Source organism: Brevibacillus sp. JNUCC-41 (assembly GCF_014844095.1).
GTDB lineage: Bacteria > Bacillota > Bacilli > Bacillales > DSM-1321 > Peribacillus > Peribacillus aracenensis.
Window position 1 is genome coordinate 2255001 of the sequence record NZ_CP062163.1, and the last position, 24493, is coordinate 2279493.

General features: G+C 43.4%; 20 protein-coding genes, 2 rRNA genes and 1 riboswitch (1 of these 23 running past the window's edge). Of the genes, 21 read left to right on the forward strand and 1 reads right to left on the reverse strand.

The genetic code is table 11. From position 1 onward, the window contains the following. The 15 genes from JNUCC41_RS11085 to purD all read left to right on the forward strand — a co-directional run. Positions 1–1501 (forward strand): 23S ribosomal RNA (locus JNUCC41_RS11085) (it extends 1431 nt beyond the left edge of the window). Positions 1502–1565: 64 nt separating this feature from the next. Beyond that, a 5S ribosomal RNA gene (rrf, locus tag JNUCC41_RS11090) occupies positions 1566–1681 on the forward strand. Positions 1682–2215: 534 nt separating this feature from the next. Next, entirely contained in the window at positions 2216–2416 is a 201-nt protein-coding gene (locus JNUCC41_RS11095; protein WP_192207621.1) for an NETI motif-containing protein, read from the forward strand. A 74-nt stretch (positions 2417–2490) separates the two neighbouring features. Beyond that, positions 2491–2592: riboswitch (purine riboswitch) on the forward strand. A gap of 177 nt (positions 2593–2769) precedes the next feature. Then, positions 2770–3258, forward strand: a complete 489-nt coding sequence (purE, locus tag JNUCC41_RS11100) for a 5-(carboxyamino)imidazole ribonucleotide mutase (RefSeq protein ID WP_098370632.1) — start codon at positions 2770–2772, stop codon at positions 3256–3258. Further along, positions 3242–4402: a 5-(carboxyamino)imidazole ribonucleotide synthase gene (purK, locus tag JNUCC41_RS11105; RefSeq protein ID WP_192207622.1), complete on the forward strand. Its 1161-nt coding sequence runs from the start codon at positions 3242–3244 to the stop codon at positions 4400–4402. Before purE ends, purK begins: the two co-directional genes overlap by 17 nt. After that, positions 4399–5691, forward strand: a complete 1293-nt coding sequence (gene purB, locus JNUCC41_RS11110) for an adenylosuccinate lyase (protein ID WP_192207623.1) — start codon at positions 4399–4401, stop codon at positions 5689–5691. Before purK ends, purB begins: the two co-directional genes overlap by 4 nt. Before the next feature lie 104 nt (positions 5692–5795). Continuing rightward, the gene (gene purC, locus JNUCC41_RS11115) at positions 5796–6515 is read left to right on the forward strand and encodes a phosphoribosylaminoimidazolesuccinocarboxamide synthase (RefSeq protein WP_192207624.1); all 720 of its coding nucleotides are present in this window, start codon (positions 5796–5798) and stop codon (positions 6513–6515) included. Beyond that, the gene (gene purS, locus JNUCC41_RS11120) at positions 6508–6762 is read left to right on the forward strand and encodes a phosphoribosylformylglycinamidine synthase subunit PurS (protein ID WP_034306118.1); all 255 of its coding nucleotides are present in this window, start codon (positions 6508–6510) and stop codon (positions 6760–6762) included. The genes purC and purS overlap by 8 nt, the downstream gene beginning before the upstream one ends. Beyond that, entirely contained in the window at positions 6759–7445 is a 687-nt protein-coding gene (gene purQ, locus JNUCC41_RS11125) for a phosphoribosylformylglycinamidine synthase subunit PurQ (protein ID WP_192207625.1), read from the forward strand. Before purS ends, purQ begins: the two co-directional genes overlap by 4 nt. Then, complete coding sequence (purL, locus tag JNUCC41_RS11130) at positions 7429–9651, forward strand: phosphoribosylformylglycinamidine synthase subunit PurL (protein ID WP_192207626.1); 2223 nt, start codon at positions 7429–7431, stop codon at positions 9649–9651. The genes purQ and purL overlap by 17 nt, the downstream gene beginning before the upstream one ends. After that, positions 9636–11051 carry an amidophosphoribosyltransferase gene (gene purF, locus JNUCC41_RS11135; RefSeq protein ID WP_192207627.1) on the forward strand — a complete coding sequence of 472 codons (1416 nt, stop codon included), beginning with the start codon at positions 9636–9638 and terminating at the stop codon, positions 11049–11051. The genes purL and purF overlap by 16 nt, the downstream gene beginning before the upstream one ends. 42 nt (positions 11052–11093) lie before the next feature. After that, entirely contained in the window at positions 11094–12119 is a 1026-nt protein-coding gene (gene purM, locus JNUCC41_RS11140) for a phosphoribosylformylglycinamidine cyclo-ligase (RefSeq protein WP_192207628.1), read from the forward strand. Further along, the gene (gene purN, locus JNUCC41_RS11145; RefSeq protein WP_192207629.1) at positions 12119–12694 is read left to right on the forward strand and encodes a phosphoribosylglycinamide formyltransferase; all 576 of its coding nucleotides are present in this window, start codon (positions 12119–12121) and stop codon (positions 12692–12694) included. Before purM ends, purN begins: the two co-directional genes overlap by 1 nt. Positions 12695–12712: 18 nt before the next feature. After that, positions 12713–14248 (forward strand): bifunctional phosphoribosylaminoimidazolecarboxamide formyltransferase/IMP cyclohydrolase, encoded by a 1536-nt coding sequence (purH, locus tag JNUCC41_RS11150; RefSeq protein ID WP_192207630.1) that lies wholly within the window; start codon positions 12713–12715, stop codon positions 14246–14248. A gap of 19 nt (positions 14249–14267) precedes the next feature. Then, positions 14268–15542 carry a phosphoribosylamine--glycine ligase gene (purD, locus tag JNUCC41_RS11155; RefSeq protein ID WP_192207631.1) on the forward strand — a complete coding sequence of 425 codons (1275 nt, stop codon included), beginning with the start codon at positions 14268–14270 and terminating at the stop codon, positions 15540–15542. A 49-nt stretch (positions 15543–15591) separates the two neighbouring features. Here the strand turns inward: purD and JNUCC41_RS11160 are convergent, their stop codons facing one another. After that, positions 15592–15858 carry a YgaP-like transmembrane domain gene (locus tag JNUCC41_RS11160; RefSeq protein ID WP_192207632.1) on the reverse strand — a complete coding sequence of 89 codons (267 nt, stop codon included), beginning with the start codon at positions 15856–15858 and terminating at the stop codon, positions 15592–15594. A gap of 145 nt (positions 15859–16003) precedes the next feature. On the opposite strand from JNUCC41_RS11160, the gene JNUCC41_RS11165 reads away from it, so the two are divergent. The 6 genes from JNUCC41_RS11165 (at position 16004) to ligA (ending at position 24493) form a co-directional block, all read left to right on the forward strand. Then, the gene (locus JNUCC41_RS11165; RefSeq protein WP_192207633.1) at positions 16004–17749 is read left to right on the forward strand and encodes an adenine deaminase C-terminal domain-containing protein; all 1746 of its coding nucleotides are present in this window, start codon (positions 16004–16006) and stop codon (positions 17747–17749) included. A gap of 43 nt (positions 17750–17792) precedes the next feature. Further along, positions 17793–18830 carry a DUF3048 domain-containing protein gene (locus tag JNUCC41_RS11170; RefSeq protein ID WP_192207634.1) on the forward strand — a complete coding sequence of 346 codons (1038 nt, stop codon included), beginning with the start codon at positions 17793–17795 and terminating at the stop codon, positions 18828–18830. 26 nt (positions 18831–18856) lie between these two features. Then, positions 18857–19171, forward strand: a complete 315-nt coding sequence (locus JNUCC41_RS11175; protein WP_034306094.1) for a YerC/YecD family TrpR-related protein — start codon at positions 18857–18859, stop codon at positions 19169–19171. Positions 19172–19391: 220 nt separating this feature from the next. Continuing rightward, on the forward strand, positions 19392–20075 hold the full coding sequence (locus tag JNUCC41_RS11180) for a heptaprenylglyceryl phosphate synthase (protein WP_192207635.1): 684 nt from the start codon (positions 19392–19394) through the stop codon (positions 20073–20075). 61 nt (positions 20076–20136) lie between these two features. Beyond that, complete coding sequence (pcrA, locus tag JNUCC41_RS11185; RefSeq protein ID WP_192207636.1) at positions 20137–22383, forward strand: DNA helicase PcrA; 2247 nt, start codon at positions 20137–20139, stop codon at positions 22381–22383. 103 nt (positions 22384–22486) lie between these two features. Continuing rightward, a complete protein-coding gene (ligA, locus tag JNUCC41_RS11190) occupies positions 22487–24493 on the forward strand; it encodes an NAD-dependent DNA ligase LigA (RefSeq protein WP_192207637.1) in 2007 nt (668 codons plus the stop codon).

Here is a 24493-nt window from a genome sequence, read left to right on the forward strand (position 1 = left end):
GTTGATATTCCTGTACCACCTATACATCGTTTGAACGATGGGGGACGCAGAAGGATAGGGTAAGCGCGCTGTTGGATATGCGCGTCCAAGCAGTTAGGCCGGAAACGAGGCAAATCCCGTTTCCATTAAGGCGGAGCTGTGATGGCGAGGGAAATATAGTACCGAAGTTCCTGATTCCACGCTGCCAAGAAAAGCCTCTAGTGAGATGTAAGGTGCCCGTACCGCAAACCGACACAGGTAGGCGAGGAGAGAATCCTAAGGTGTGCGAGAGAACTCTCGTTAAGGAACTCGGCAAAATGACCCCGTAACTTCGGGAGAAGGGGTGCTTTTTAGGGTGAATAGCCCAGAAAAGCCGCAGTGAATAGGCCCAGGCGACTGTTTAGCAAAAACACAGGTCTCTGCGAAGCCGCAAGGCGAAGTATAGGGGCTGACACCTGCCCGGTGCTGGAAGGTTAAGGGGAGAGGTTAGCGCAAGCGAAGCTTTGAACCGAAGCCCCAGTAAACGGCGGCCGTAACTATAACGGTCCTAAGGTAGCGAAATTCCTTGTCGGGTAAGTTCCGACCCGCACGAAAGGTGTAACGATCTGGGCACTGTCTCAACGAGAGACTCGGTGAAATTATAGTACCTGTGAAGATGCAGGTTACCCGCGACAGGACGGAAAGACCCCGTGGAGCTTTACTGCAGCCTGATATTGAATTTTGGTACAGCTTGTACAGGATAGGTAGGAGCCTGGGAAGCCGGAGCGCTAGCTTCGGTGGAGGCGTTGGTGGGATACTACCCTGGCTGTATTGAAATTCTAACCCGCGCCCCTTATCGGGGTGGGAGACAGTGTCAGGTGGGCAGTTTGACTGGGGCGGTCGCCTCCTAAAGAGTAACGGAGGCGCCCAAAGGTTCCCTCAGAATGGTTGGAAATCATTCGTAGAGTGTAAAGGCACAAGGGAGCTTGACTGCGAGACCTACAAGTCGAGCAGGGACGAAAGTCGGGCTTAGTGATCCGGTGGTTCCGCATGGAAGGGCCATCGCTCAACGGATAAAAGCTACCCCGGGGATAACAGGCTTATCTCCCCCAAGAGTCCACATCGACGGGGAGGTTTGGCACCTCGATGTCGGCTCATCGCATCCTGGGGCTGTAGTCGGTCCCAAGGGTTGGGCTGTTCGCCCATTAAAGCGGTACGCGAGCTGGGTTCAGAACGTCGTGAGACAGTTCGGTCCCTATCCGTCGCGGGCGCAGGAAATTTGAGAGGAGCTGTCCTTAGTACGAGAGGACCGGGATGGACGCACCGCTGGTGTACCAGTTGTCTTGCCAAAGGCATAGCTGGGTAGCTACGTGCGGACGGGATAAGTGCTGAAAGCATCTAAGCATGAAGCCCCCCTCAAGATGAGATTTCCCATGGCGCAAGCTAGTAAGATCCCTGAAAGATGATCAGGTTGATAGGTCAGAGGTGGAAGCGTGGCGACATGTGGAGCTGACTGATACTAATAGATCGAGGACTTAACCAACGCTTTAAAAAAAATGAAATACCTTCTTATTATCTAGTTTTGAAGGAACAACGTTCCTTACATGTTTGGTGGCGATAGCGAAGAGGTCACACCCGTTCCCATTCCGAACACGGCAGTTAAGCTCTTCAGCGCCGATGGTAGTTGGGGGTTTCCCCCTGTGAGAGTAGGACGCCGCCAAGCCATTTCAAAGATCAGCCATCCGGCTGGTCTTTTTTTGTATAGATAAACTTTCAGCTATCAGGGAGAAGTGAGGTGGTTTAACATCTAGTTCAACCTGTAGAGTAATTTAAACGGCCTGAAACGAGAAATGGTTAAACCCGCAGACTATTAATTTCGACCTATCGTAAACACTTGAATTGAAATAATTCATGAGAGCAAGTTACGAATATGTACCGATCATGGAGCAATGGTTAATTTCATGAATCAGGCTATAGTAATTCAGAGGGAGAGAAGGGTAGGATAAATAAAGGGGATGCATAATTTATAAGCGGAGGACTTTAACGGAAGACAGAGATATCATAATCTGAGGCAATAGTGGATTTCTATTATGATGAAATCGGTTTTATTGAGATGTATTCTTGTCTTTATTTGTTCCTTTCATTATACTAGGAAGAATTTATTGTTGATGAAGAACTTACTTAATATTGATAATAATGCAAGTTGATTGCTAAGGAAGAAAACAGACAAAATAGAATTATGGAAGGGGTCGGTATTGTGAGTAAAAAGGGTAAGGAAAGGTTTGAAGTCATCGAGGGCGAGTCGATCGATGCATGTTTAGATCGGATTAAAGCGGCAGGATACTTTCCTGTAAGGCGAACGGAGGAGCCAATCTTTGCCGAGAGAATTGAAAATGGCAAAGTCCAATATGTGCCAGTTGATCGGAAAATTGTATTCGAAGCAAAATTAATTGAGTAAAACACGAACGATTAATTAATATGATGTGAAAATATTCGATTTTAACTTGACATTAAAATGACCGGAAGGTAATATGAAGTTACATTAATACATCTCATATAATCATGGGGATATGGCCCAAAAGTTTCTACCTGATGACCGTAAATCATCGGACTATGAGAAAAGCATCTGACTATTTCGGAAACTAGCCAAGTCTTTTTGCACTTTTTCAAAAAGGCTTTCTTTTCCGGACAGGTTGCTTTCTCGATGAGGAAGCAACCTGTCCGTTTTTTTATTTACATGTTATAGATAATGATAAGCGTCCGTCTACATACTCGGGACGCCATAATATGAGTGTTGGAGGGAAAGATGATATGAAACCGCAAGTTGGGGTTATTATGGGAAGTGTCTCGGATTGGGAAACGATGAAATACGCTTGTGAATCATTGGAACAGCTTGAGATTCCCTATGAAAAAAGAGTCGTTTCCGCCCACCGGACGCCGGATTTACTATTTGAATATGCAGAGAGTGCAAAAGAGAGAGATATTAAAGTGATTATTGCCGGTGCAGGCGGGGCTGCACATCTTCCAGGTATGACCGCCGCTAAAACGATTGTCCCTGTGATAGGCGTTCCAATACAGTCGAAGGCATTAAATGGGATGGATTCGTTATTATCGATTGTTCAAATGCCTGGTGGCGTACCGGTTGCAACGGTCGCGATCGGAAAAGCGGGCGCAGTCAATGCCGGTTTGTTTGCGGCTCAAATATTAGCAGCTTTTGATTCTGACATTGCTGATAGGTTAGAGGCTTTACGAAACGAAACCAGAGAAAAGGTGTTACAGAGCAGTGAACAACTTAAATAATACAGTCATTTTACCGGGACAGACCATTGGAATAATTGGCGGTGGGCAATTGGGCAGGATGATGGCCCTATCGGCTAAGGCATCGGGCTTTAAAATTGCGGTCCTTGAGCCGACTGCAGAAGGTCCATGTGCTCAAGTGGCGGATATAGAAATCACTGGTGCTTATGATGATATCGAAGCATTGAAAAGATTAGCTGAGGTCAGTGATGTCATAACTTACGAGTTTGAAAATATCAGTTCAGCAGCCTTGGATTGGTTAAAGCAACATGCATATCTTCCACAGGGCTCAGAATTATTAAAGCTGACACAGGATAGATTGACGGAAAAAAAATCCATATCTGATGCAGGTGCTTCCGTTGCTCCATATCAGGAAATACAGGAAATTTCAGAAATTTACCTTCATATAGAGAAAATAGGGTACCCTAGTGTGTTAAAAACGACGCGGGGCGGTTATGATGGAAAAGGGCAGTTGGTCATTAAGGAAGAAGCCGATATCAAAAAGGCTGAATCCCTGCTCAAAACAGGTAAATGTGTGCTGGAAGCCTGGATTCCTTTCGTAAAGGAAATCTCCATTATCGTGACGCGCAAGGCAAATGGCGAGGTAAGTCATTTTCCGATTGCGGAAAACATTCATATTGAAAACATTCTTCATAAAAGTATTGTTCCCGCCCGTATTAGTCAACAAGCTGAACGGAAAGCTATTAATGAAGCTTTGCAGCTTGCAGAGAAACTTGATTTGGTGGGGACATTGGCAGTCGAGATGTTTTTAACCGCTCAGGATGAGATCATCATTAATGAATTAGCTCCAAGACCTCATAACTCAGGCCATTATACAATGGAAGCATGTGAGACTTCACAGTTCGAGCAGCATATTAGGGCTGTCTGCAATTGGCCGCTCGGAAATACGGAGTTATTGAAGCCTGTGGTAATGATAAACATCCTTGGTGAGCATATCGGGCCCTTAATGGATGAAATTCCGACGCTTTCAGATTGGAAGGTCCACCTATACGGTAAGAAAGAAGCCAAGCTTAAGCGGAAAATGGGTCATGTGAATATTTTACGTCCAACGATCGAGGAAGCTCTTTTGGAAAGTGATCGAAGCAAAATATGGAATCAACAGGTTGAAACGGAGGAAGTAAAATGATTGAACGTTATACCCGCCCAGAGATGGGAAACATTTGGACAGAAAAGAACCGCTTTAATGCGTGGTTGGAAGTTGAAATCTTAGCTTGTGAAGCATGGTCTGAGCTAGGTGCCATTCCAAAAGAAGATGTGAAGCTTCTTCGTGAAAAGGCCACATTCGATGTGGACCGTATCAATGAAATCGAAAAAGATACACGCCATGATGTTGTTGCTTTTACACGTGCGGTTTCTGAAACGTTGGGTGAAGAACGGAAATGGGTCCATTACGGACTGACTTCCACTGATGTGGTGGATACAGCTCTTTCATATGTGATTAAGCAAGCGAATGAGATCCTTGCCAAGGATTTAAATAACTTCGTGGAGATCCTGAAAAATAAAGCGAAGGAACATAAATACACGGTTCAAATGGGACGTACACATGGAGTTCATGCTGAGCCGACCACTTTTGGGTTGAAATTGGCTCTTTGGTATCAAGAAATGAAACGTAATGTCGAACGTTTTGAAGAAGCAAGAAAGAACATAGAGGTTGGGAAAATCTCTGGAGCTGTCGGAACTTACGCAAACATCGACCCGTTCGTTGAAAAATTTGTTTGTGAAAAGCTTGGTCTTGAAGCAGCGCCAATTTCAACACAAACATTGCAGCGCGATCGCCACGCACATTATATGAGCACATTGGCTTTAATAGCGACATCAATTGAAAAGTTCGCAGTGGAAATTCGCGGCTTGCAAAAAAGTGAAACACGCGAAGTGGAAGAATTCTTTGCAAAAGGACAAAAAGGTTCTTCAGCAATGCCCCATAAACGGAATCCAATCGGTTCTGAAAATATGACGGGCATGGCACGTGTAATCCGCGGTTACATGATGACAGCATATGAGAATGTGCCATTATGGCATGAACGTGACATTTCACATTCTTCTGCTGAGCGCATCATCTTGCCGGATGCAACGATCGCATTAAACTACATGCTGAACCGTTTCAGCAACATAGTGAAGAACTTGACCGTATATCCAGAAAATATGAAACGCAATATGGACCGTACGCTTGGATTGATTTTCTCACAACGTGTACTGCTTTCCCTTATCGATAAAGGACTTGTCCGCGAAGAAGCTTATGATACGGTTCAGCCGAAAGCGATGGAGGCATGGGAGCTTCAAGTTCCATTCCGAAGCTTGATCGAAAAGGATGATAAAATCACAAGCTTGCTTACGAAAGAAGAACTTGATGATTGTTTCGATCCTACACATCACCTGAAAAATGTTGATGTAATCTTTGATCGTTTAGGTTTATAAAAAGTGAAGGCGGCAAACATGGCACCTCCAAACGGTGATATGTTTGCCAAGCCTGACCAATGGCAGGAAAATTCATAATATTCACAATGTGGGGGTCTGGACAGATGGAAAAACGAGAATTGTTGTATGAAGGAAAAGCGAAACAGATTTTTGCAACGGACAACAGTGAAATAGTATGGGTGGAATACAAGGATTCGGCAACAGCGTTCAATGGTGAGAAGAAGTCGGAGATTGCCGGAAAAGGTAAGTTGAATAATCAAATTACTAGCTTACTATTTTCAAAGCTTGCCCAAGAAAATATCCCGTCCCATTTTATTGAAATGCTTTCCGACCGGGAGCAGCTAGTAAAGAGGGTATCCATCATTCCGCTTGAAGTCGTTGTCAGAAATACGGCTGCCGGCAGTTTTTCTAAAAGGACTGGCATTGAAGAAGGCAAGCCGCTAAAGAAAACGCTGATTGAGTTTTACTATAAAGATGACGAACTCGGCGATCCTCTGTTAACGGAAGACCATATTGAAGAATTGGAACTTGCAAGCAAGGAAGATGTAGCGATTTTAAAAGAAAAAGCACAAGAAATCAGTATTGTCTTAACTTCCTTCTTTAAAGAGTTGGACATTAAATTGATTGATTTTAAATTAGAGTTCGGTAAAACCCCGAATGGAGACATTTTGCTGGCAGACGAAATTTCACCTGATACTTGCCGATTATGGGATATTAATACGAACGAAAAGTTAGACAAAGATGTATTCCGCCGTGATTTAGGAAGTTTAACAGATGCTTACGAAAAAATACTAGCAAAGTTGGAGGGCACTCAACATGTATAAGGTTAAGGTATATATCACACTACGCGAAAGTGTACTAGATCCACAGGGAGCAGCAGTGCAACAATCACTTCATAGTTTGACTTATAACGAAGTTAGCGATGTTCGAGTGGGGAAATACATTGAACTTACAATTAAAGATACGGATCGTGATTTAGATCAACTTGTGAAGGAAATGTGTGAAAAACTATTGGCCAATACGGTAATTGAAGCTTACCGTTATGATGTTGAGGAGGTTATCACCCAATGAAATTTGCTGTCATAGTTTTCCCTGGTTCCAATTGTGATGTCGATATGTACCATGCGATAAAGGATGCACTGGGGGAAGAAGTGGAGTATGTTTGGCACTCTACAGACAATCTAGATCAGTATGATGGGATTCTCCTTCCAGGAGGTTTCTCTTATGGAGACTATTTACGCTCTGGAGCTATTGCACGATTTTCGAATGTAATGGCCGAAGTCGTAAAAGCGGCACAAGCAGGAAAGCCTGTCTTGGGTGTCTGCAATGGTTTTCAGATTTTACTTGAAGTAGGACTTTTACCTGGAGCGATGCGCCGTAATGAAGGCTTGAAATTCATTTGCCGCAATGTAGGACTGAAGGTTGAAAATAATCAATCGATGTTCACGACAGGATATGAATTAAATGAAACGATTACGATCCCGGTTGCCCATGGTGAAGGGAATTACTACTGCGATAATGAGACATTGGCTGAATTAAAACGAAATAACCGCATCTTGTTCACGTATGATGGTGAAAATCCAAACGGAAGCTTGGAACAGATAGCGGGGATTACAAATGAACAAGGAAATGTCCTCGGAATGATGCCTCATCCCGAACGTGCTGTTGATTCGCTGCTTGGCAGTAAAGACGGCTTAAAGATTTTTCAATCCATCGTAAAAAACTGGAGGGAATCACATGTTATTACAGCTTGAACCAAGTCCGGAAAAAATTAAATCGGATCGTTTGTACGCAACTATGGGACTATCCGATGATGAATTTGCAATGGTGGAGAAAATCTTAGGCAGACTGCCGAATTATACGGAAACTGGATTGTTTTCGGTAATGTGGTCAGAGCATTGTTCCTACAAAAATTCGAAACCCATCTTAAGGAAGTTCCCGATTACAGGGGAGAAAGTGCTGCAAGGTCCTGGTGAAGGAGCAGGTATCGTTGATATCGGTGACGATCAGGCTGTCGTTTTTAAAATTGAAAGTCATAACCACCCTTCGGCAATAGAACCTTATCAAGGTGCTGCTACTGGTGTCGGCGGAATTATCCGTGATGTCTTCTCCATGGGTGCCCGTCCAATTGCGATGCTGAACTCGCTTCGCTTTGGTGAGTTAGATAATGATCGCGTGAAATATTTATTTAAAGAAGTGGTTGCCGGGATTGCGGGATACGGGAATTGTATCGGAATTCCAACTGTCGGCGGAGAAATTCAATTTGATCCATCGTATGAAGGGAATCCTCTAGTCAATGCCATGTGTGTAGGTTTGATCGATCATAAGGACATTAAAAAGGGCCAAGCGCATGGAGTGGGCAACACGGTGATGTATGTGGGTGCCAAAACTGGACGTGATGGAATCCATGGAGCAACTTTTGCATCTGAAGAGCTTTCAGAGTCTTCAGAAGAAAAACGGCCTGCCGTACAAGTAGGCGATCCATTCATGGAGAAACTGCTTTTGGAAGCATGCCTTGAATTGATTCAAAATGATGCCCTTGTCGGTATTCAGGATATGGGAGCAGCGGGTCTTACAAGCTCATCTGCCGAGATGGCGAGTAAAGCTGGATCAGGAATAAAAATGAATCTTGATTTGGTACCGCAGCGTGAGACGGGAATGACAGCATATGAAATGATGCTTTCTGAATCACAAGAGCGGATGCTGATCGTTGTAACTAAAGGACGCGAACAGGAAATAGTTGACTTGTTTACAAAGTATGACCTAGAAGCTGTTGCTGTTGGAGAAGTAACGGATGACAAAAATCTAACACTTTCCCATCAAGGTGAAATCGTTGCTGAGGTTCCGGTTGATGCATTGGCTGAAGAAGCTCCAATCTATCACAAGCCATCTGCAGAACCGCAATATTTCCGTGACTTCCAAAGCATGAAGGCTGAAGTTCCAGCAATTGGAGATTACAAAGAAACATTGGTTTCACTATTGAAACAACCGACAATTTCGAGTAAGGAATGGGTCTACGACCAATATGATTACATGGTCCGCACGAATACAGTCGTCTCACCTGGATCGGATGCGGCCGTAGTGCGTGTACGGGGTACGAATAAGGCCCTTGCCATGACGACGGATTGCAACTCCCGCTTTATTTATTTAGATCCTGAAACAGGTGGCAAAATCGCAGTGGCTGAAGCTGCCCGTAACATCATTTGCTCGGGTGCAGAGCCTTTGGCGATTACGGATTGCTTGAATTTTGGAAATCCAGAAAAACCTGAGATATTTTGGCAATTGGAAAAAGCGGCAGACGGTATGAGTGAGGCTTGCAGAAGCTTAAGTACTCCTGTAATTGGCGGAAATGTCTCCCTTTACAATGAAACGAATGGTGAAGCGATTTATCCGACACCTGTAGTTGGGATGGTTGGTCTTGTTAGTGATCTTCAGCACATCACTACACAAACATTTAAAAATGAATCCGATTTAATTTATGTGGTCGGCGAAGCGAAGGTTGAATTTGGAGGCAGTGAATTACAGAAAATGCTTGAGGGTAAAATCTTTGGGCGCGCTCCAGAACTTGATTTGGCCATTGAACAAAAACGTCAGCAGCAAATTCTAACTGCAATCCAAAAAGGACTTGTTGCATCAGCCCATGACCTTTCGGAAGGTGGTTTGGCAGTGGCTTTAGCTGAATCTTTATTCGGGGCTAGCAAACTTGGGGCAAAAGTGAATATATCCGGCGAACCGGTATCCGAATTATTCAGTGAAACGCAATCACGATTCTTACTGTCCATCAAACCTGAAAACCAAGCGGCATTTGAAGAACTTGTTGAAGATGCGATATGCATAGGTTCAGTAACGGCTGATAATAAATTAGTCGTGGAGACATGCAGTGATAGCAAAGTATTGGAAGCGGACGTTGAAGATTTACAAACAGCTTGGAAGGGAGCCATACCATGCTTGCTGAAATAAGAAGCCTAAACGAAGAGTGTGGTGTTGTAGGAGTCTGGGGACATCCCGATGCTGCACAGCTTGCTTACTACGGTTTGCATAGCTTGCAACATCGTGGTCAAGAGGGAGCAGGCATCGTCGTGACGGATGGTGAGCAGATGTCCATCTCTAAGGGCGAAGGACTTGTCACAGAGATATTCACTGCTGAAAAAATGCAGGCACTTTCCGGTACCGGAAAAGCGGCAATCGGCCATGTCCGTTATACTACGGCAGGCGGCGGCGGGTATCAAAATGTTCAGCCTTTCCTGTTCAATTCGCATACAGGAGGGCTGGCACTTGCCCATAATGGGAATATCGTCAATGCCCATCAGTTAAAAGCACAGCTTGAAGGACAGGGAAGCATTTTTCAAACGACATCCGATACGGAAGTTCTGGCACATCTGATTAAACGCTCCGGCTACTCGGATGTAAGAGATTCCGTGAAGAACAGCTTAAGCATGCTGAAGGGGGCCTATGCCTTTGTCATCATGACCGAAAACCAAATGATCATGGCAAGAGATCCGCATGGCTTCCGTCCACTTTCCTTGGGTAAAATAGGCGATGCATATTTCGCTGCATCAGAAACATGTGCACTCGATATTGTAGGTGCAGAATTCATCCGCGATATTGAGCCGGGTGAACTTGTTGTCATTAATGATGAGGGAATCACATCCGAGTACTTTTCGCTTTCCAGTCAACAGGCAATGTGCACGATGGAGTACGTGTATTTTTCCCGTCCGGATAGCAATATTGATGGGATCAATGTCCATACGGCACGAAAAAACCTTGGCAAGCAAATGGCACTGGAAACCAAAATTGAAGCAGATGTAGTTACAGGTGTACCTGATTCCAGCATTTCGGCAGCGATTGGCTATGCTGAAGCTGCAGGCATTCCCTATGAAATGGGTTTAATAAAAAATCGGTATGTTGGACGGACGTTCATTCAGCCATCACAAAGTCTGCGTGAACAAGGCGTGAAGATGAAACTATCACCTGTAAGAGGGGTAGTGGAAGGTAAGCGGGTCATAATGGTTGATGATTCAATCGTCCGTGGAACAACGAGCAGAAGGATTGTCCGCATGTTAAAAGATGCCGGGGCGAAAGAAGTGCATGTAGTAATCAGCTCACCACCGATCAAGAATCCATGTTTTTATGGCATAGACACGTCTAAAAAGGAAGAACTGATTGCGAGCTCTAAATCGGTGGAGGAAATAAGGGAAATCATCGGTGCCGATTCCTTAACTTTTTTAAGTGTCGAAGGTATGGTCGAAGCAATTGGAAGACCGTTTCCTGGAGAAACGCGCGGTTCATGCCTAGCTTGTTTCACCGGAAATTATCCGACTGAAATTTTTGAATACGAACGAGAAAAAACAAAATGTTAATCAAGTCGGCAATGATGATTGATTTTCGGAGGAGGATTTCAAATGGCTAATGCATATAAACAGGCTGGTGTGGATATTGAGGCTGGTTATGAAGCGGTAAATCGAATGAAAAAACATGTAAAGCGCACATTTCGTCCAGAAGTAATGAATGGTCTGGGCGGTTTCGGCGGCATGTTTGATTTATCTTCCTTGAACCTTAAAGAACCTGTGCTCATTTCAGGTACGGATGGAGTGGGTACAAAACTTTTGTTGGCGTTCATGATGGATAAACACGATACAATTGGAGTGGATTGTGTAGCTATGTGCGTCAATGATGTTGTCGTTCAAGGTGCTGCACCTTTATACTTTTTAGATTATATTGCCTGCGGTAAAGCAGATCCCGAACGAATTGAAATGATCGTCAAAGGAATTGCAGATGGCTGTGAGCAGGCGGGCTGTGCTTTAATCGGCGGAGAAACGGCTGAAATGCCTGGCATGTACGAGACGGAAGAATACGATGTTGCAGGTTTCACTGTTGGTGCCGTTGAAAAATCACGTCTAATTACTGGTGAAGCAATCTCGGCGGGTGACGTCGTTATTGGACTCGCTTCAAGCGGCATCCACAGTAATGGATATTCCCTTGTTCGTAAAATTCTTCTTGAAGACTCAGGTATGGGGCTTCATGACTTCGTACCGGAACTGGATTGCAAGTTGGGAGAGGAATTATTAAAACCGACAAAAATCTATGTGAAGTCCGTCTTATCGACGTTGGAAAAATTTGAGGTCAATGGTCTTGCCCATATCACTGGTGGGGGATTCATCGAGAATATTCCGCGTATTCTTCCTGAAGGATGCGGTGTTGAAATCGAGCTCGGAAGCTGGGAAATTCCAACTATATTTTCAATCCTTGAAGAAAAAGGGAACCTTGTAAAAGAGGAAATGTTCAATATCTTCAATATGGGAATCGGAATGACGGCCGTCGTGAAAAAAGAAGTGGCATCCGATGTGCTGGCCCACCTAAAGTCTTGCGGTGAAGAAGCCTCAGTTATTGGAACGATCGTGGATGGAAATGGAGTGTCGTTCAAATAATGAAACGCCTTGCTGTCTTTGCATCAGGTAACGGTAGTAATTTTCAATCAATAGCTGAAGCAATAAAAAGTGGAAAGTTGGAGGCGGAAATCTGTCTTGTCGTTTGCGATCGTGAAGACGCCTATGTGCTTGAGAGAGCAAAGCTTGAGAATATTGACACTTTCTCCTTTTCAGCAAAGAATTACTCCAACAAGACTGAATATGAAATGGAAATCCTTGAAAAACTTCGTCAGTATGAGATAGAATTCATCATTCTGGCTGGTTATATGCGTTTGATCGGTCCAACTTTATTACAAAAGTATTCACAGAGAATTGTGAACATCCACCCTTCACTTCTGCCTAGTTTTCCAGGCAAGGATGCAATTGGCCAGGCTTTTGATGCAAGAGTGAAGGAAACGGGGGTAACGGTTCATTATGTCGATGATGGAATGGACACAGGACCGGTCATTGCCCAAAAGGCAGTGCCAATTCTTGAGGGGGATACGAAAGATATCCTTCAAAAAAGGATTCAGGAGATGGAGCATGACTTGTATCCGTCAGTTTTGCGGGAGCTATGCCACAAGAAACTTACTTAATGGAGGGACCAACATAACATGAAGAAACGTGCATTAATTAGTGTATCGGATAAAACAGGTATCGTAGAATTTGCTCAAGGTTTAATTGAAGCAGGTTTTGAAGTCATTTCTACAGGCGGTACCAAAAAAACGCTGCAGGATAATGGTATTGAGGTAATTGGAATCAGTGACGTCACCGGTTTCCCGGAAATATTGGATGGACGTGTTAAAACACTTCACCCGAATGTCCATGGAGCAGTGTTGGCAAAACATGATGACAAAAATCACGCAGCACAGCTTGCAGAGCATAATATTGAACCCATTCAACTAGTCTGTGTGAACCTATATCCATTCCAAGCGACTATTTCCAAACCGGAAGTCACTGTGGAAGATGCTATTGAAAACATCGATATCGGTGGACCGACAATGCTTCGTTCTTCTGCTAAAAACCACGAATATGTGACTGTTATCGTTGATTCCAATGATTATCCTAACGTATTGGCTGAGCTGAAACAAAATGGCGGAGTATCAAAAACCACGAATCGCCGCCTGGCTGCAAAAGTTTTCCGCCATACAGCAGCATATGATGCCGTTATTTCAGAGTATATGACAGAGCTTGCCGATGAAGAAAATCCTGAATCATTGACTGTTACCTTTGAATTGAAACAGTTGCTTCGTTATGGGGAAAATCCACATCAAAAAGCCGCATTCTATAAAAAACCGCTTGGTTCTGTTTTCTCAATTGCAGAAGCGAATCAACTACATGGAAAAGAACTTTCATACAACAACATTAATGATGCTGATGCAGCACTTCAAATCGTTAAAGAATTCAATGAGCCGGCTGCAGTTGCAGTCAAACATATGAATCCTTGCGGCGTCGGTGTCGGTGCGACCATTTTGGAAGCATTTGAAAAAGCTTATGAGGCAGATGCCACTTCCATTTTCGGTGGGATCATCGCATTGAACCGTGAAGTTGACAAGGCGACTGCTGAAAAACTTCATGAAATTTTCCTTGAAATCATCATTGCCCCTGGGTTTACACACGAGGCAGTGGAAGTATTGACAAGCAAGAAAAACCTTCGTTTATTAACGATCGATTTCGATGCGGTTAAAAAGCCTGAGCGTAAATTGACATCCATTGAAGGCGGATTACTTATTCAAGATCGGGATGCACATAGCTTAAAGGATGCAGAGATAAAAGTGGCAACGAAACGTGAGCCTACCCCTGAAGAGTGGAAAGCCATGGAACTTGGCTGGAAAATCGTGAAACATGTCAAGTCGAATGCAATAGTGGTTTGTAACGATCAAATGACATTAGGTGTTGGTGCAGGTCAAATGAACCGTGTGGGAGCTGCAAAAATTGCCCTGGAACAAGCTGGGGAAAGAGCGACAGGAAGTGCATTGGCATCAGATGCTTTCTTCCCAATGGATGATACTGTAGAAGCGGCAGCGAAAGCGGGCGTCACGGCAATCATTCAGCCTGGTGGATCTGTTAAAGATGAGGATTCAATCAAGAAAGCTGATGAATATGGGATTACGATGGTGTTTACAGGAATTCGTCACTTTAAACATTAATCAAAAATGAGGTGCGATAATGAATGTACTAGTAATTGGCCGGGGCGGCAGGGAGCATGCCATAGCCCGCAAACTATTTGAAAGTAAACGGGTTGGGACAGTTTTTGCAGCACCGGGAAATCCAGGGATGACTGATGTAGCGACTCTTGTTCCGATTGATGAACACAATCACGGGGATTTGGTTGCCTTTGCCAAGCAGAATGCAGTTTCATTAACTGTGATCGGGCCCGAAACCCCATTGTTGAATGGACTTGCCGATGATTTTACGGAGGCAGGATTACAAGTATTTGGCCCTAATGGCCGTGCTGCAGTCATCGAGGGAAGTAAATCCTTTGCTAAAGATTTAATGAAGAACTACAGCATTCCGACAGCAGAATATGAAACATTTTCCGATTACGATTCAGCAAAGGCATATATCGAAAAAGTGGGTGCCCCCATCGTCATAAAAGCGGACGGTTTGGCTGCAGGAAAAGGTGTCGTAGTTGCCATGACGAAGGAAGAGGCGTTAGACGCCATCCATGATATGCTAGTCGGAGCAAAGTTCGGGGAAGCATCTGCTAAAGTCGTTATTGAAGAATTCCTTGATGGCGAGGAATTTTCATTGATGGCATTCGTTAATGGGGAAAAAGTGTATCCGATGGTCATTGCTCAAGATCATAAGCGGGTTTTTGATGGTGATCAGGGTCCGAACACAGGTGGAATGGGTGCATATTCACCTGTGCCGCAAATTTCCGATGAAATGATTCAGACCGCAGTCGAAACAATTCTTAAGCCCACGGTAAATGCGATGATTTCGGAGAATCGGAGTTTTACAGGAATATTATATGCCGGGTTGATTGCTACCGATAAAGGCACAAAAGTCATTGAGTTCAATGCCCGTTTTGGCGATCCGGAAACGCAAGTTGTTTTACCGCGCTTAAAAACAGATTTCGTAGATACGCTTGAAGCGGTTCTTTCTGGAGAGGATTTAGAACTTGAGTGGCATGAAGAAGCTGTTCTTGGGGTGGTCGTCGCAGCTGATGGATATCCAGGGGAATATAAAAAGGGTTCTATTATTAATGGCTTGGAAAAGATTGATCAGTATGCCCATGTTTATCATGCTGGAACGGCCCTCGATAGTGAGGGGAAATTCATTGCGAATGGCGGACGTGTACTTCTGGTTGCTGCAAAAGGGAAAGATTTGGCCTCTGCCCAAGCTGAAGTATATAAAGAGTTGGGACATATTGAGAAAGACGGCTTATTCTGGCGAATGGATATTGGCTACCGTGCAATAAAATACAATTTCTCATCATAATATAAAGAAGCTGACTCTAAGCGGAGTCAGCTTCTTCTTTAGAAAAAACTTAATAGTGATCAGATTGATTAGATTCATGTCCCTGTTTTGGTTCATTTGTCGTTAAGTTTTGTCTGTTTTCCATCGCATCGACGACAGGGCAATAGCGGAGTATGCCTTCGCCTATTTTCATGGCAGAAAGCATGACCACGAATATATAAGATTGGTTTTTCCATGGTTTTTTCACCATTTTAGCCATAGCCCATGTTAGCAATGTAATACCACAGGTAATTCGCATTAATGCATTTATTATACTGATATTTTGTTTAAACTTCACTTTAAGTCCATCCCTTCACAAAAATTTAACAATAATCTGGTTAACATTACTGTTCTAATGAGGCAAGTATGTTACTATGAAATAAAATTGGATTGAAAATGGTTTTTTCATACATCTGTTTCTATAAAATTATGGGGGAATGTTTATGCTTGAACAGCGCTATAGATGGAAAAATAAACATCTAAGAGAACATATAGATGTGCTGGATGGCAATAGGGCACCACACATTCTGCTTAAAAATACGACTTATTTAAATCAGGCTTTACGAAAATGGGTAAAAGCGAATATATGGATATATGATGACCGCATCGTATATGTTGGCGATAAGCTTCCTGATAATATAGACCGCTGTGAAATGGTAGACTGTACAAACCAGTACTTAGTCCCGGGTTATATTGAGCCGCATTCACATCCTTCTCAATTATATAATCCCCTATCTTTTTCACGTTATGCATCTCATTTCGGCACAACGACATTGATCAATGATAACTTGCCGTTTTTATTGCAGTTGGATAAAAAGAAAGCGTTTTCTCTTTTGAAAGAATTACGTAACATTCCTGTAACAATGTATTGGTGGAGCCGTTTTGACGGACAAACGGAATTGATCGATGAAGACATGGTTTTTTCTCATGGGGCCGTTAAATCATGGCTGGAGCATGATGCCGTATTACAGGGCGGGGAACTGACTGGATGGCCGAAGCTTCTGGATGGGGATGACATGATGTTGCACTGGATTCAGGAAGCCAAGCGAATGAGGAAGAAAATAGAAGGACACTTTCCAGGTGCTTCAGAGAAGACTTTAGCAAAAATGACCTTGTTCGGCGCCGATTGTGATCATGAGGCAATGACAGGAGATGAAGTCATGTCGCGTTTGCTGCAGGGCTATTATGTATCGTTAAGACATTCTTCGATCCGGCCGGATTTACCGAAGATGATACAGGAAATCCATGAGCTGGGCATCGATCAATATGACAAATTCTTTTATACGACAGATGGATCGCCGCCATCCTTTTATGAAGGTGGGTTCATAGACTGCTTGATTAAAATAGCAATAGAAAATGGCGTTCCGGTCATCGATGCATACAATATGGCAACTATCAACATCGCACGATATTATAACATTGAATACCTTCATGGTAATATTGCCACAGGAAGGGTAGCGAATATCAACTTCCTGACCGATGTAAAGGAACCCGCACCGGTTTCGGTAATGGCAAAAGGGAAATGGGTTAAAAGGGATGGTGAGATCATTCCGGATGAACAGGAAATCCAATGGAGTGATTTCGATTTTAAACCACTTGATCTTGATTGGGATCTTAGTTTAAAGGAAGATTTTGAGTTTTCCATGCCGTTTGGGATTGAATTGGTCAATAATGTAATTACGAAACCCTACTCCCTTGCCAATGATGTTGGGTATGAAGAACTGAACTTTGAGGATGATGAATGCTTTTTCATGCTTATCGATCGGGAAGGGAAATGGCGCATCAATACGATATTAAAAGGGTTTGCGGACAAATTGTGTGGTTTTGCTGGCTCTTATACAAATACAGGTGATATCATACTAATCGGTAAAAGGAAAAAGGATATGCATTTGGCATTTAACCGGCTGAAGGAAATCGGCGGTGGAATCATTTTAACGGAACAAGGCAAGGTGATCCATGAACTTCCTCTGAAATTAAAGGGAGTCATGTCCACCAAGGAGGTTCCTGAACTGATAGAAGAAGAAAATGAATTGAAACATTTGCTGCGGGAGAGAGGTTATCGCTTCGCCGATCCTGTGTACACCCTTTCATTCTTTTCGACAACCCATCTGCCATATATAAGGCTAACCCAGCGAGGAGTATATGACGTAATGAATAAAACTATACTCTTTCCCACTATAATGCGTTAAAATATAAGAGAAGAAATGGCTAATAAATCAGAGGAGTGGAAAGATGAATTTTAAGAGAGTTCTTTTCATGGTTATTGCTATTTTACTGCTGGCAGGCTGTTCTACGAAAGAAGATCCTGCATCGGATGACAGTAAGCCGAAAGACCAAGCTGTCATCAAAAATACAGATGTGAAAAATGAACCTTCCAATGAGTTTCCACTTACAGGTATAGTCACCGATACAGGCAGTGATCGAAGGGCTGCAGCAGTGATGATTAATAATCATCCGGAAGCACGCCCACAATCGGGCCTCTCAGAAGCCGATATGGTCTACGAAATGCTTGCAGAAGGTGACATAACCAGATTTTTAGCTATCTTCCAAAGTGAAATGCCAAGCCAAATCGGTCCAATTCGGAGTGCAAGGGACTATTATATCGAATTGGCTAAAGGCCTTGATTGCATCTATGTCTGTCATGGGAATAGCCCCGAGGCAAAAACCATGCTGGACAAAGGGTATATTGATAACTTGAACGGATTATATTATGATGGTACTTTGTTTCAACGTTCGGCAGATAGAAAAGCACCGCATAATTCCTACACCACCTTTGAGGATATCCAAAAAGGTGCGAAGGAAAAGGGATATGAGTTGAATGGTGCACCGGAGCCTTATGCCTTCCTTTCAAAGGAAGAGGCGGCTGGCCTTCAAGGGGAACCGGCATTGAAAACCGAGGTTTCCTACGGATCAGACGAGTATGATGTTCAGTATGAATACGAAGCCACGGAAGAGAAATATAAACGTTATTCGAATGGAGAGCAAACAGTCGAACATAAATCGAGTAAACCTATTTTACTGGATAATATATTGATCATTGAGGCTGCTCATCAAGTGATCGACGATAAAGGGCGTCGAAAAATCGACTTGAAAAGTGGCGGAAAAGGTTATTTACTTCAAAAAGGAAAAGCGAATGAAGTAGAATGGGTTAATAAGGATGGTCGGATTATACCAGTGAAAAACGATAAAGAGGTAGGGTTGATTCCAGGGAAAACTTGGGTCAATATTATTCCGGATGAACCTGGTTTAGTAGGAGACGTCTCATTTTGATACCCATGAAATTGAGGGGGAGTAACATGCAAATTGATAAGTTGAGAGGAAAAGAAACGGATCAGCTGTTTAAGTCGATCCTTTCCTTGCGTGATTTGGACGAATGCTATCGATTTTTTGATGATTTATGCACGGTTAATGAAATTTCATCACTGGCACAGCGTCTTGAAGTAGCCCGCATGCTTGAAGAAGGGAAAACCTATCATAAAATTGAAACGGAAACGGGTGCAAGTACGGCTACGATTTCCAGGGTCAAACGCTGCTTGAATTACGGAAATGACGCTTATTCCATGGCTCTTAACCGTATTAAGGATAACGTCGAGGAAACAACTGAATCTTAATTCTTTCGATTATAATAAAAAGCCGGGAAATTCATTTCCCGGCTTTTTACTTTGAGTCCAGCACTTTCTTTGCCGGCTGTCTTTCAGCCATATCCATGTTATATTGGATTTTAGATTCAGAGGTTCCATTTGGTAATAACATTTTATCGATACTTCTCTTTTTTAATGAAAAATCTTAATGCTATAATGGTGTAATGGGAAGTGTGAATGGAGGATTATAATGTACGATTTTCGCGAGTGGAAACATGTTTTCAAACTCGATCCAAATAAAGAAATAAGTGATGAAGCCCTTGAAAAAGTTTGTGAATCCGGTACCGATGCAATAATGGTCGGGGGAACGGATGGAATCACGCTTGAGAATGTGCTTCATTTAATGGCACGTGTCAGAAGATATACCGTCCCATGTGTGATGGAAATTTCTTCTGTAGAAACGGTGACGCCAGGTTTTGATTTATATTTCATTCCGAGTGTCCTGAATAGCACCAACCCTGATTGGATGATGAAATTGCATCAGCAAGCAGTCAAGGAATACGGATACCTTTTGAATTGGGATGAAATTTTCGTTGAAGGGTACTGTATCCTGAATCCTGAGTGCAAGGCGGCCGAATTGACGAAAGCCAATACCGATTTGGATATGGATGATGTGGGTGCATACGCGATGATGGCGGAAAAAATGTTCAACCTGCCGATTTTTTATTTGGAATACAGTGGTGATTACGGCGATGTCCAGATGGTGGAAGCGGCCAAAGAGAGTTTGGAGGATACGATACTATTCTATGGCGGTGGGATAAAATCGGTTGAACAAGCCAAAGAGATGTCTAAGATTGCGGATGTCATCGTTGTCGGCAATGTGATTTATGAAGATTTAAAAGTGGCACTTGCAACAGTTTCGGCAGTTAAATGAAAACATGTAATAAATATAGTATACTAAAACAGAAACGAATGTTCGTATAGGTGGTGTGATAATGCAATATTTAGCGGAAAAATTACTAATAGGTTTGAATGAACAGCAACAAAAAGCAGTGAAATCAACTGATGGCCCACTTTTAATCATGGCTGGGGCAGGAAGTGGAAAGACGCGTGTGCTGACTCACCGAATAGCTTACTTGATGGTCGAGAAGGAAATAGCGCCTTGGAACATCCTTGCAATCACGTTCACCAACAAGGCGGCACGTGAGATGAAGGAGAGGATACGTGCCATACTAGGCGGTGCATCCGAAGATATCTGGATTTCGACTTTCCACTCGATGTGTGTCCGAATTTTACGAAGAGATATTGACCGTATCGGATTTAATAGGAACTTCTCGATATTGGATACAACGGATCAGCAATCGGTCATAAAACAAATCATGAAAGATCGTAATATGGATACAAAGAAATATGATTACCGTGCCATTTTGGGTAGCATCAGTTCAGCGAAAAATGAATTGGTCGGGCCGGAAGAGTACCTGAAGACGGCATCTGATTACTTCACTAAAGTAACTGCCGATGTATATATGGAATATCAAAAACGGCTGCGTAAAAATTCAGCGCTCGATTTCGATGATTTGATCATGATGACGATTCAATTGTTCCAGCTCGTACCTGAGGTGCTTGAATATTATCAGCGTAAATTTCAATACATTCATGTTGACGAGTACCAAGATACGAACAGGGCTCAATACATGCTTGTTAAACTATTGGCTTCACGCTTCCGTAATCTCTGTGTTGTCGGGGATTCCGATCAATCGATCTATCGTTGGCGCGGTGCGGATATTGCGAATATCCTTTCATTTGAAAAAGATTACCCGAATGCCAACATGATTTTCCTTGAACAGAATTACCGCTCGACGAAAAAGATTCTTGAAGCGGCGAATAAGGTCATCGATAACAATCAAAACCGGAAGCCGAAAAATCTTTGGACCGAGAATGCTGATGGCAATAAGATATTCTATTACCGTGCGGACAATGAACAAGGGGAAGCGCAATTTGTAGCCGGTAAGATAAATGAGTTAGTGCAGGCCGGAAGCAGGAAATATTCAGATATAGCAATACTTTACAGGACAAATGCACAATCACGTGTCATGGAGGAAGTTCTGCTTAAATCCAATATAAATTATGCAATAGTCGGGGGCACCAAGTTCTATGACCGTAAAGAGATTAAGGATTTACTTGCCTATCTTCGCCTTATTGCGAATCCTGATGATGACATCAGTCTCCGCCGTGTAATCAATGTACCAAAACGCGGAATTGGTGCAACTTCAATGGACAAAGTGGCAGATTATGCAGATCAATATGATGTTTCCATCTATAAAGCACTCGAATCCGTTGAAATGGTAGGGATAAGCGGGAAGGCTACCAAAGCGGCAAGGGAATTCCATACGCTGATCACTAACTATACAAATCAGCAGGAATATTTATCCGTGACGGAACTTGTGGAGGAAGTCATTAAGAAAACCGGTTACCGTGAGATGCTGCAGGCAGAAAAAACGATTGAATCACAAAGCCGGCTTGAAAATATAGATGAGTTTTTATCTGTTACGAAAGCATTCGAAGATAACAGCGAGGACAAATCATTGGTGGGCTTTTTGACTGACCTGGCGTTGGTTGCCGATATAGACCAACTTGATGAGAATTCCGAAGAAGCTACAAATACGGTAACGTTGATGACACTGCATTCAGCGAAGGGACTTGAATATCCGGTGGTCTTTCTATTGGGCCTTGAAGAAGGGGTTTTCCCTCACAGCCGCTCGCTTATGGATGAAGAGGAGATGGAAGAAGAACGCCGTCTGGCTTATGTGGGAATTACAAGGGCTGAAAATGAGCTATTCATAAGCAATGCCCAAATGCGGACATTGTATGGACGGACTAGCATGAATCCTGTTTCACGTTTCATTAATGAAATACCAGAGGAACTACTTGAAGATTTAAAACCGAAACCGGCTCCTAGAGCAAGGCAAACACCTTTCAGTTCTTCAAGAACCGGATCTCCTTCAACAGCTTCAACAAGAAAAGTGCCTGCCTTTGGAAGAGCTGTTTCTGCACCATCCGCAACGGGCGGAGAAGAAATCGGCTGGGCTGTCGGCGACCGTGCATCCCATAAAAAATGGGGTATAGGAACCGTGGTGAGCGTAAAAGGGGAAGGCGAAGGCAAGGAACTGGATATAGCCTTCCCAAGTCCAATTGGCATCAAACGCCTATTGGCGAAATTTGCACCAGTTGAAAAAGCATAAGCTATTAATATGCTTCTACTGGTAAAGAATAGGGATATCTGACTTTAGACACCGCTCTTCTAAAAGAAGTGCGGTGGAGTCTTCTTTAGAAAGGATTGAACGTATGGACTTACAAGCTGCAGAGAAGAAAGTTCTAGAACTGCAAACGTTATTGAACCAATACAGCTATGAATATTATGTACTGGACCAGCCATCAGTACCTGATGCTGAATATGATCGGCTACTCCGTGAACTGATTGAGTATGAGGAGAAATTTCCGGAACTGCAAACGGCGGACTCACCGACACAACGGGTCGGTGGCGCCATTTTGGATATGTTTGAAAAAGTAGAGCATACCACACCGATGCTTAGTTTAGGCAATGCCTTCAATGAAGGTGACTTACGGGATTTTGACAGAAAGGTCAGACAATCCGTAGGTGACGATTTTTCCTATGTATGTGAATTGAAAATTGATGGACTTGCCGTCACTCTTCAATATGAGAATGGATTTTTCGTAAGAGGGGCAACTCGTGGAGATGGAACGATCGGTGAAGATATTACCGCTAATTTGAAAACGATCAAGTCGATTCCATTGAAGTTGCGGGAGCCGGTTGCCATAGAAGTGCGCGGTGAGGCCTTCATGCCAAAAAAATCATTCGAATCATTGAACAAGGCAAAAAATGAACGTGGTGAGGAACCATTTGCAAACCCACGAAATGCGGCTGCCGGTTCGTTAAGGCAGCTTGACCCAAAACTCGCTGCAAAACGGAACTTGGATATTTTCCTTTATGCGATTGCCAATTTTGGGGAAACAGGAGTCCGTTCCCACAGTGAGGGTCTGGATTTATTGGATCGCCTCGGGTTTAAGACGAATCGGGAAAGAAAAACATGCTCCAATATAGAGGAAGTAATAGCTTATATAGTAGAATGGACGGAGCAACGTCCAAACTTAGCCTATGATATTGATGGAATTGTCGTTAAGGTGGATTCCCTTGAACAGCAGGATGAATTAGGTTTTACTGCAAAAAGTCCGCGATGGGCCATTGCGTATAAATTCCCAGCTGAAGAAGTCATTACAACCCTAAGGGATATCGAGCTGAATGTGGGCCGTACGGGTGTATTGACTCCGACCGCCGTTTTGGATCCCGTTCGGGTAGCAGGTACGACTGTGCAGCGAGCTTCACTTCATAACGAAGACTTAATCCGTGAAAAGGACATCAGAATCGGAGATCAAGTGGTTGTGAAAAAAGCGGGTGATATCATTCCAGAGGTGGTCAATGTACTGGCAGAGCGCCGTACAGGGGAAGAAGTCGAGTTTAAGATGCCGGCTGAGTGCCCGGAATGCAGCAGTGAACTTGTCCGGCTTGAGGGAGAGGTTGCTTTACGCTGCATCAACCCGAAGTGTCCTGCACAAATAAGGGAAGGCTTGATTCACTTTGTTTCCCGTACAGCAATGAATATAGACAGTCTTGGTGAAAAAGTGATTAGCTTGTTGTTTAAAGAACAACTCATACAAGATGTGGCTGATATTTATAAGCTTACATACGATCAACTGATTGCTTTGGAAAGGATGGGGGATAAATCCGTCAATAAGCTCCTTCAAGCAATCGAGGCTTCGAAAACCAATTCGTTGGAAAAATTACTATTCGGACTGGGCATTCGCCATGTTGGTTCAAAAGCGGCCAAGACACTAGCACGTGAGTTCGGGACGATGGAAGCCTTGAGCAAGGCGAGCCGTGAAGACCTAACGGCCATTAATGAAATAGGTGATAAGATGGCCGATTCCATCGTAGCCTATTTTGAATTGGAAGAAGTCCATGCGTTACTCAATGAATTGGAAGCAGCCGGTGTGAACCTTACATTTAAAGGCCCAAGAGCTGTTGCCATTGAAGAAATCGATTCCTTTTTTGCCGGTAAAACAGTCGTTTTAACGGGGAAATTGTATCAGTTAACGCGTAACGAAGCAAAAGAGAAATTAGAGGCGCTAGGAGCCAACGTTGCTGGAAGTGTCAGCAAGAAAACCGATTTGGTCATAGCTGGCGAAGATGCCGGTTCCAAACTGGAAAAAGCGGAAAGCCTAGGCGTCATGGTATGGGATGAAGAGAGACTGATTGAGGAACTAAATAATTAA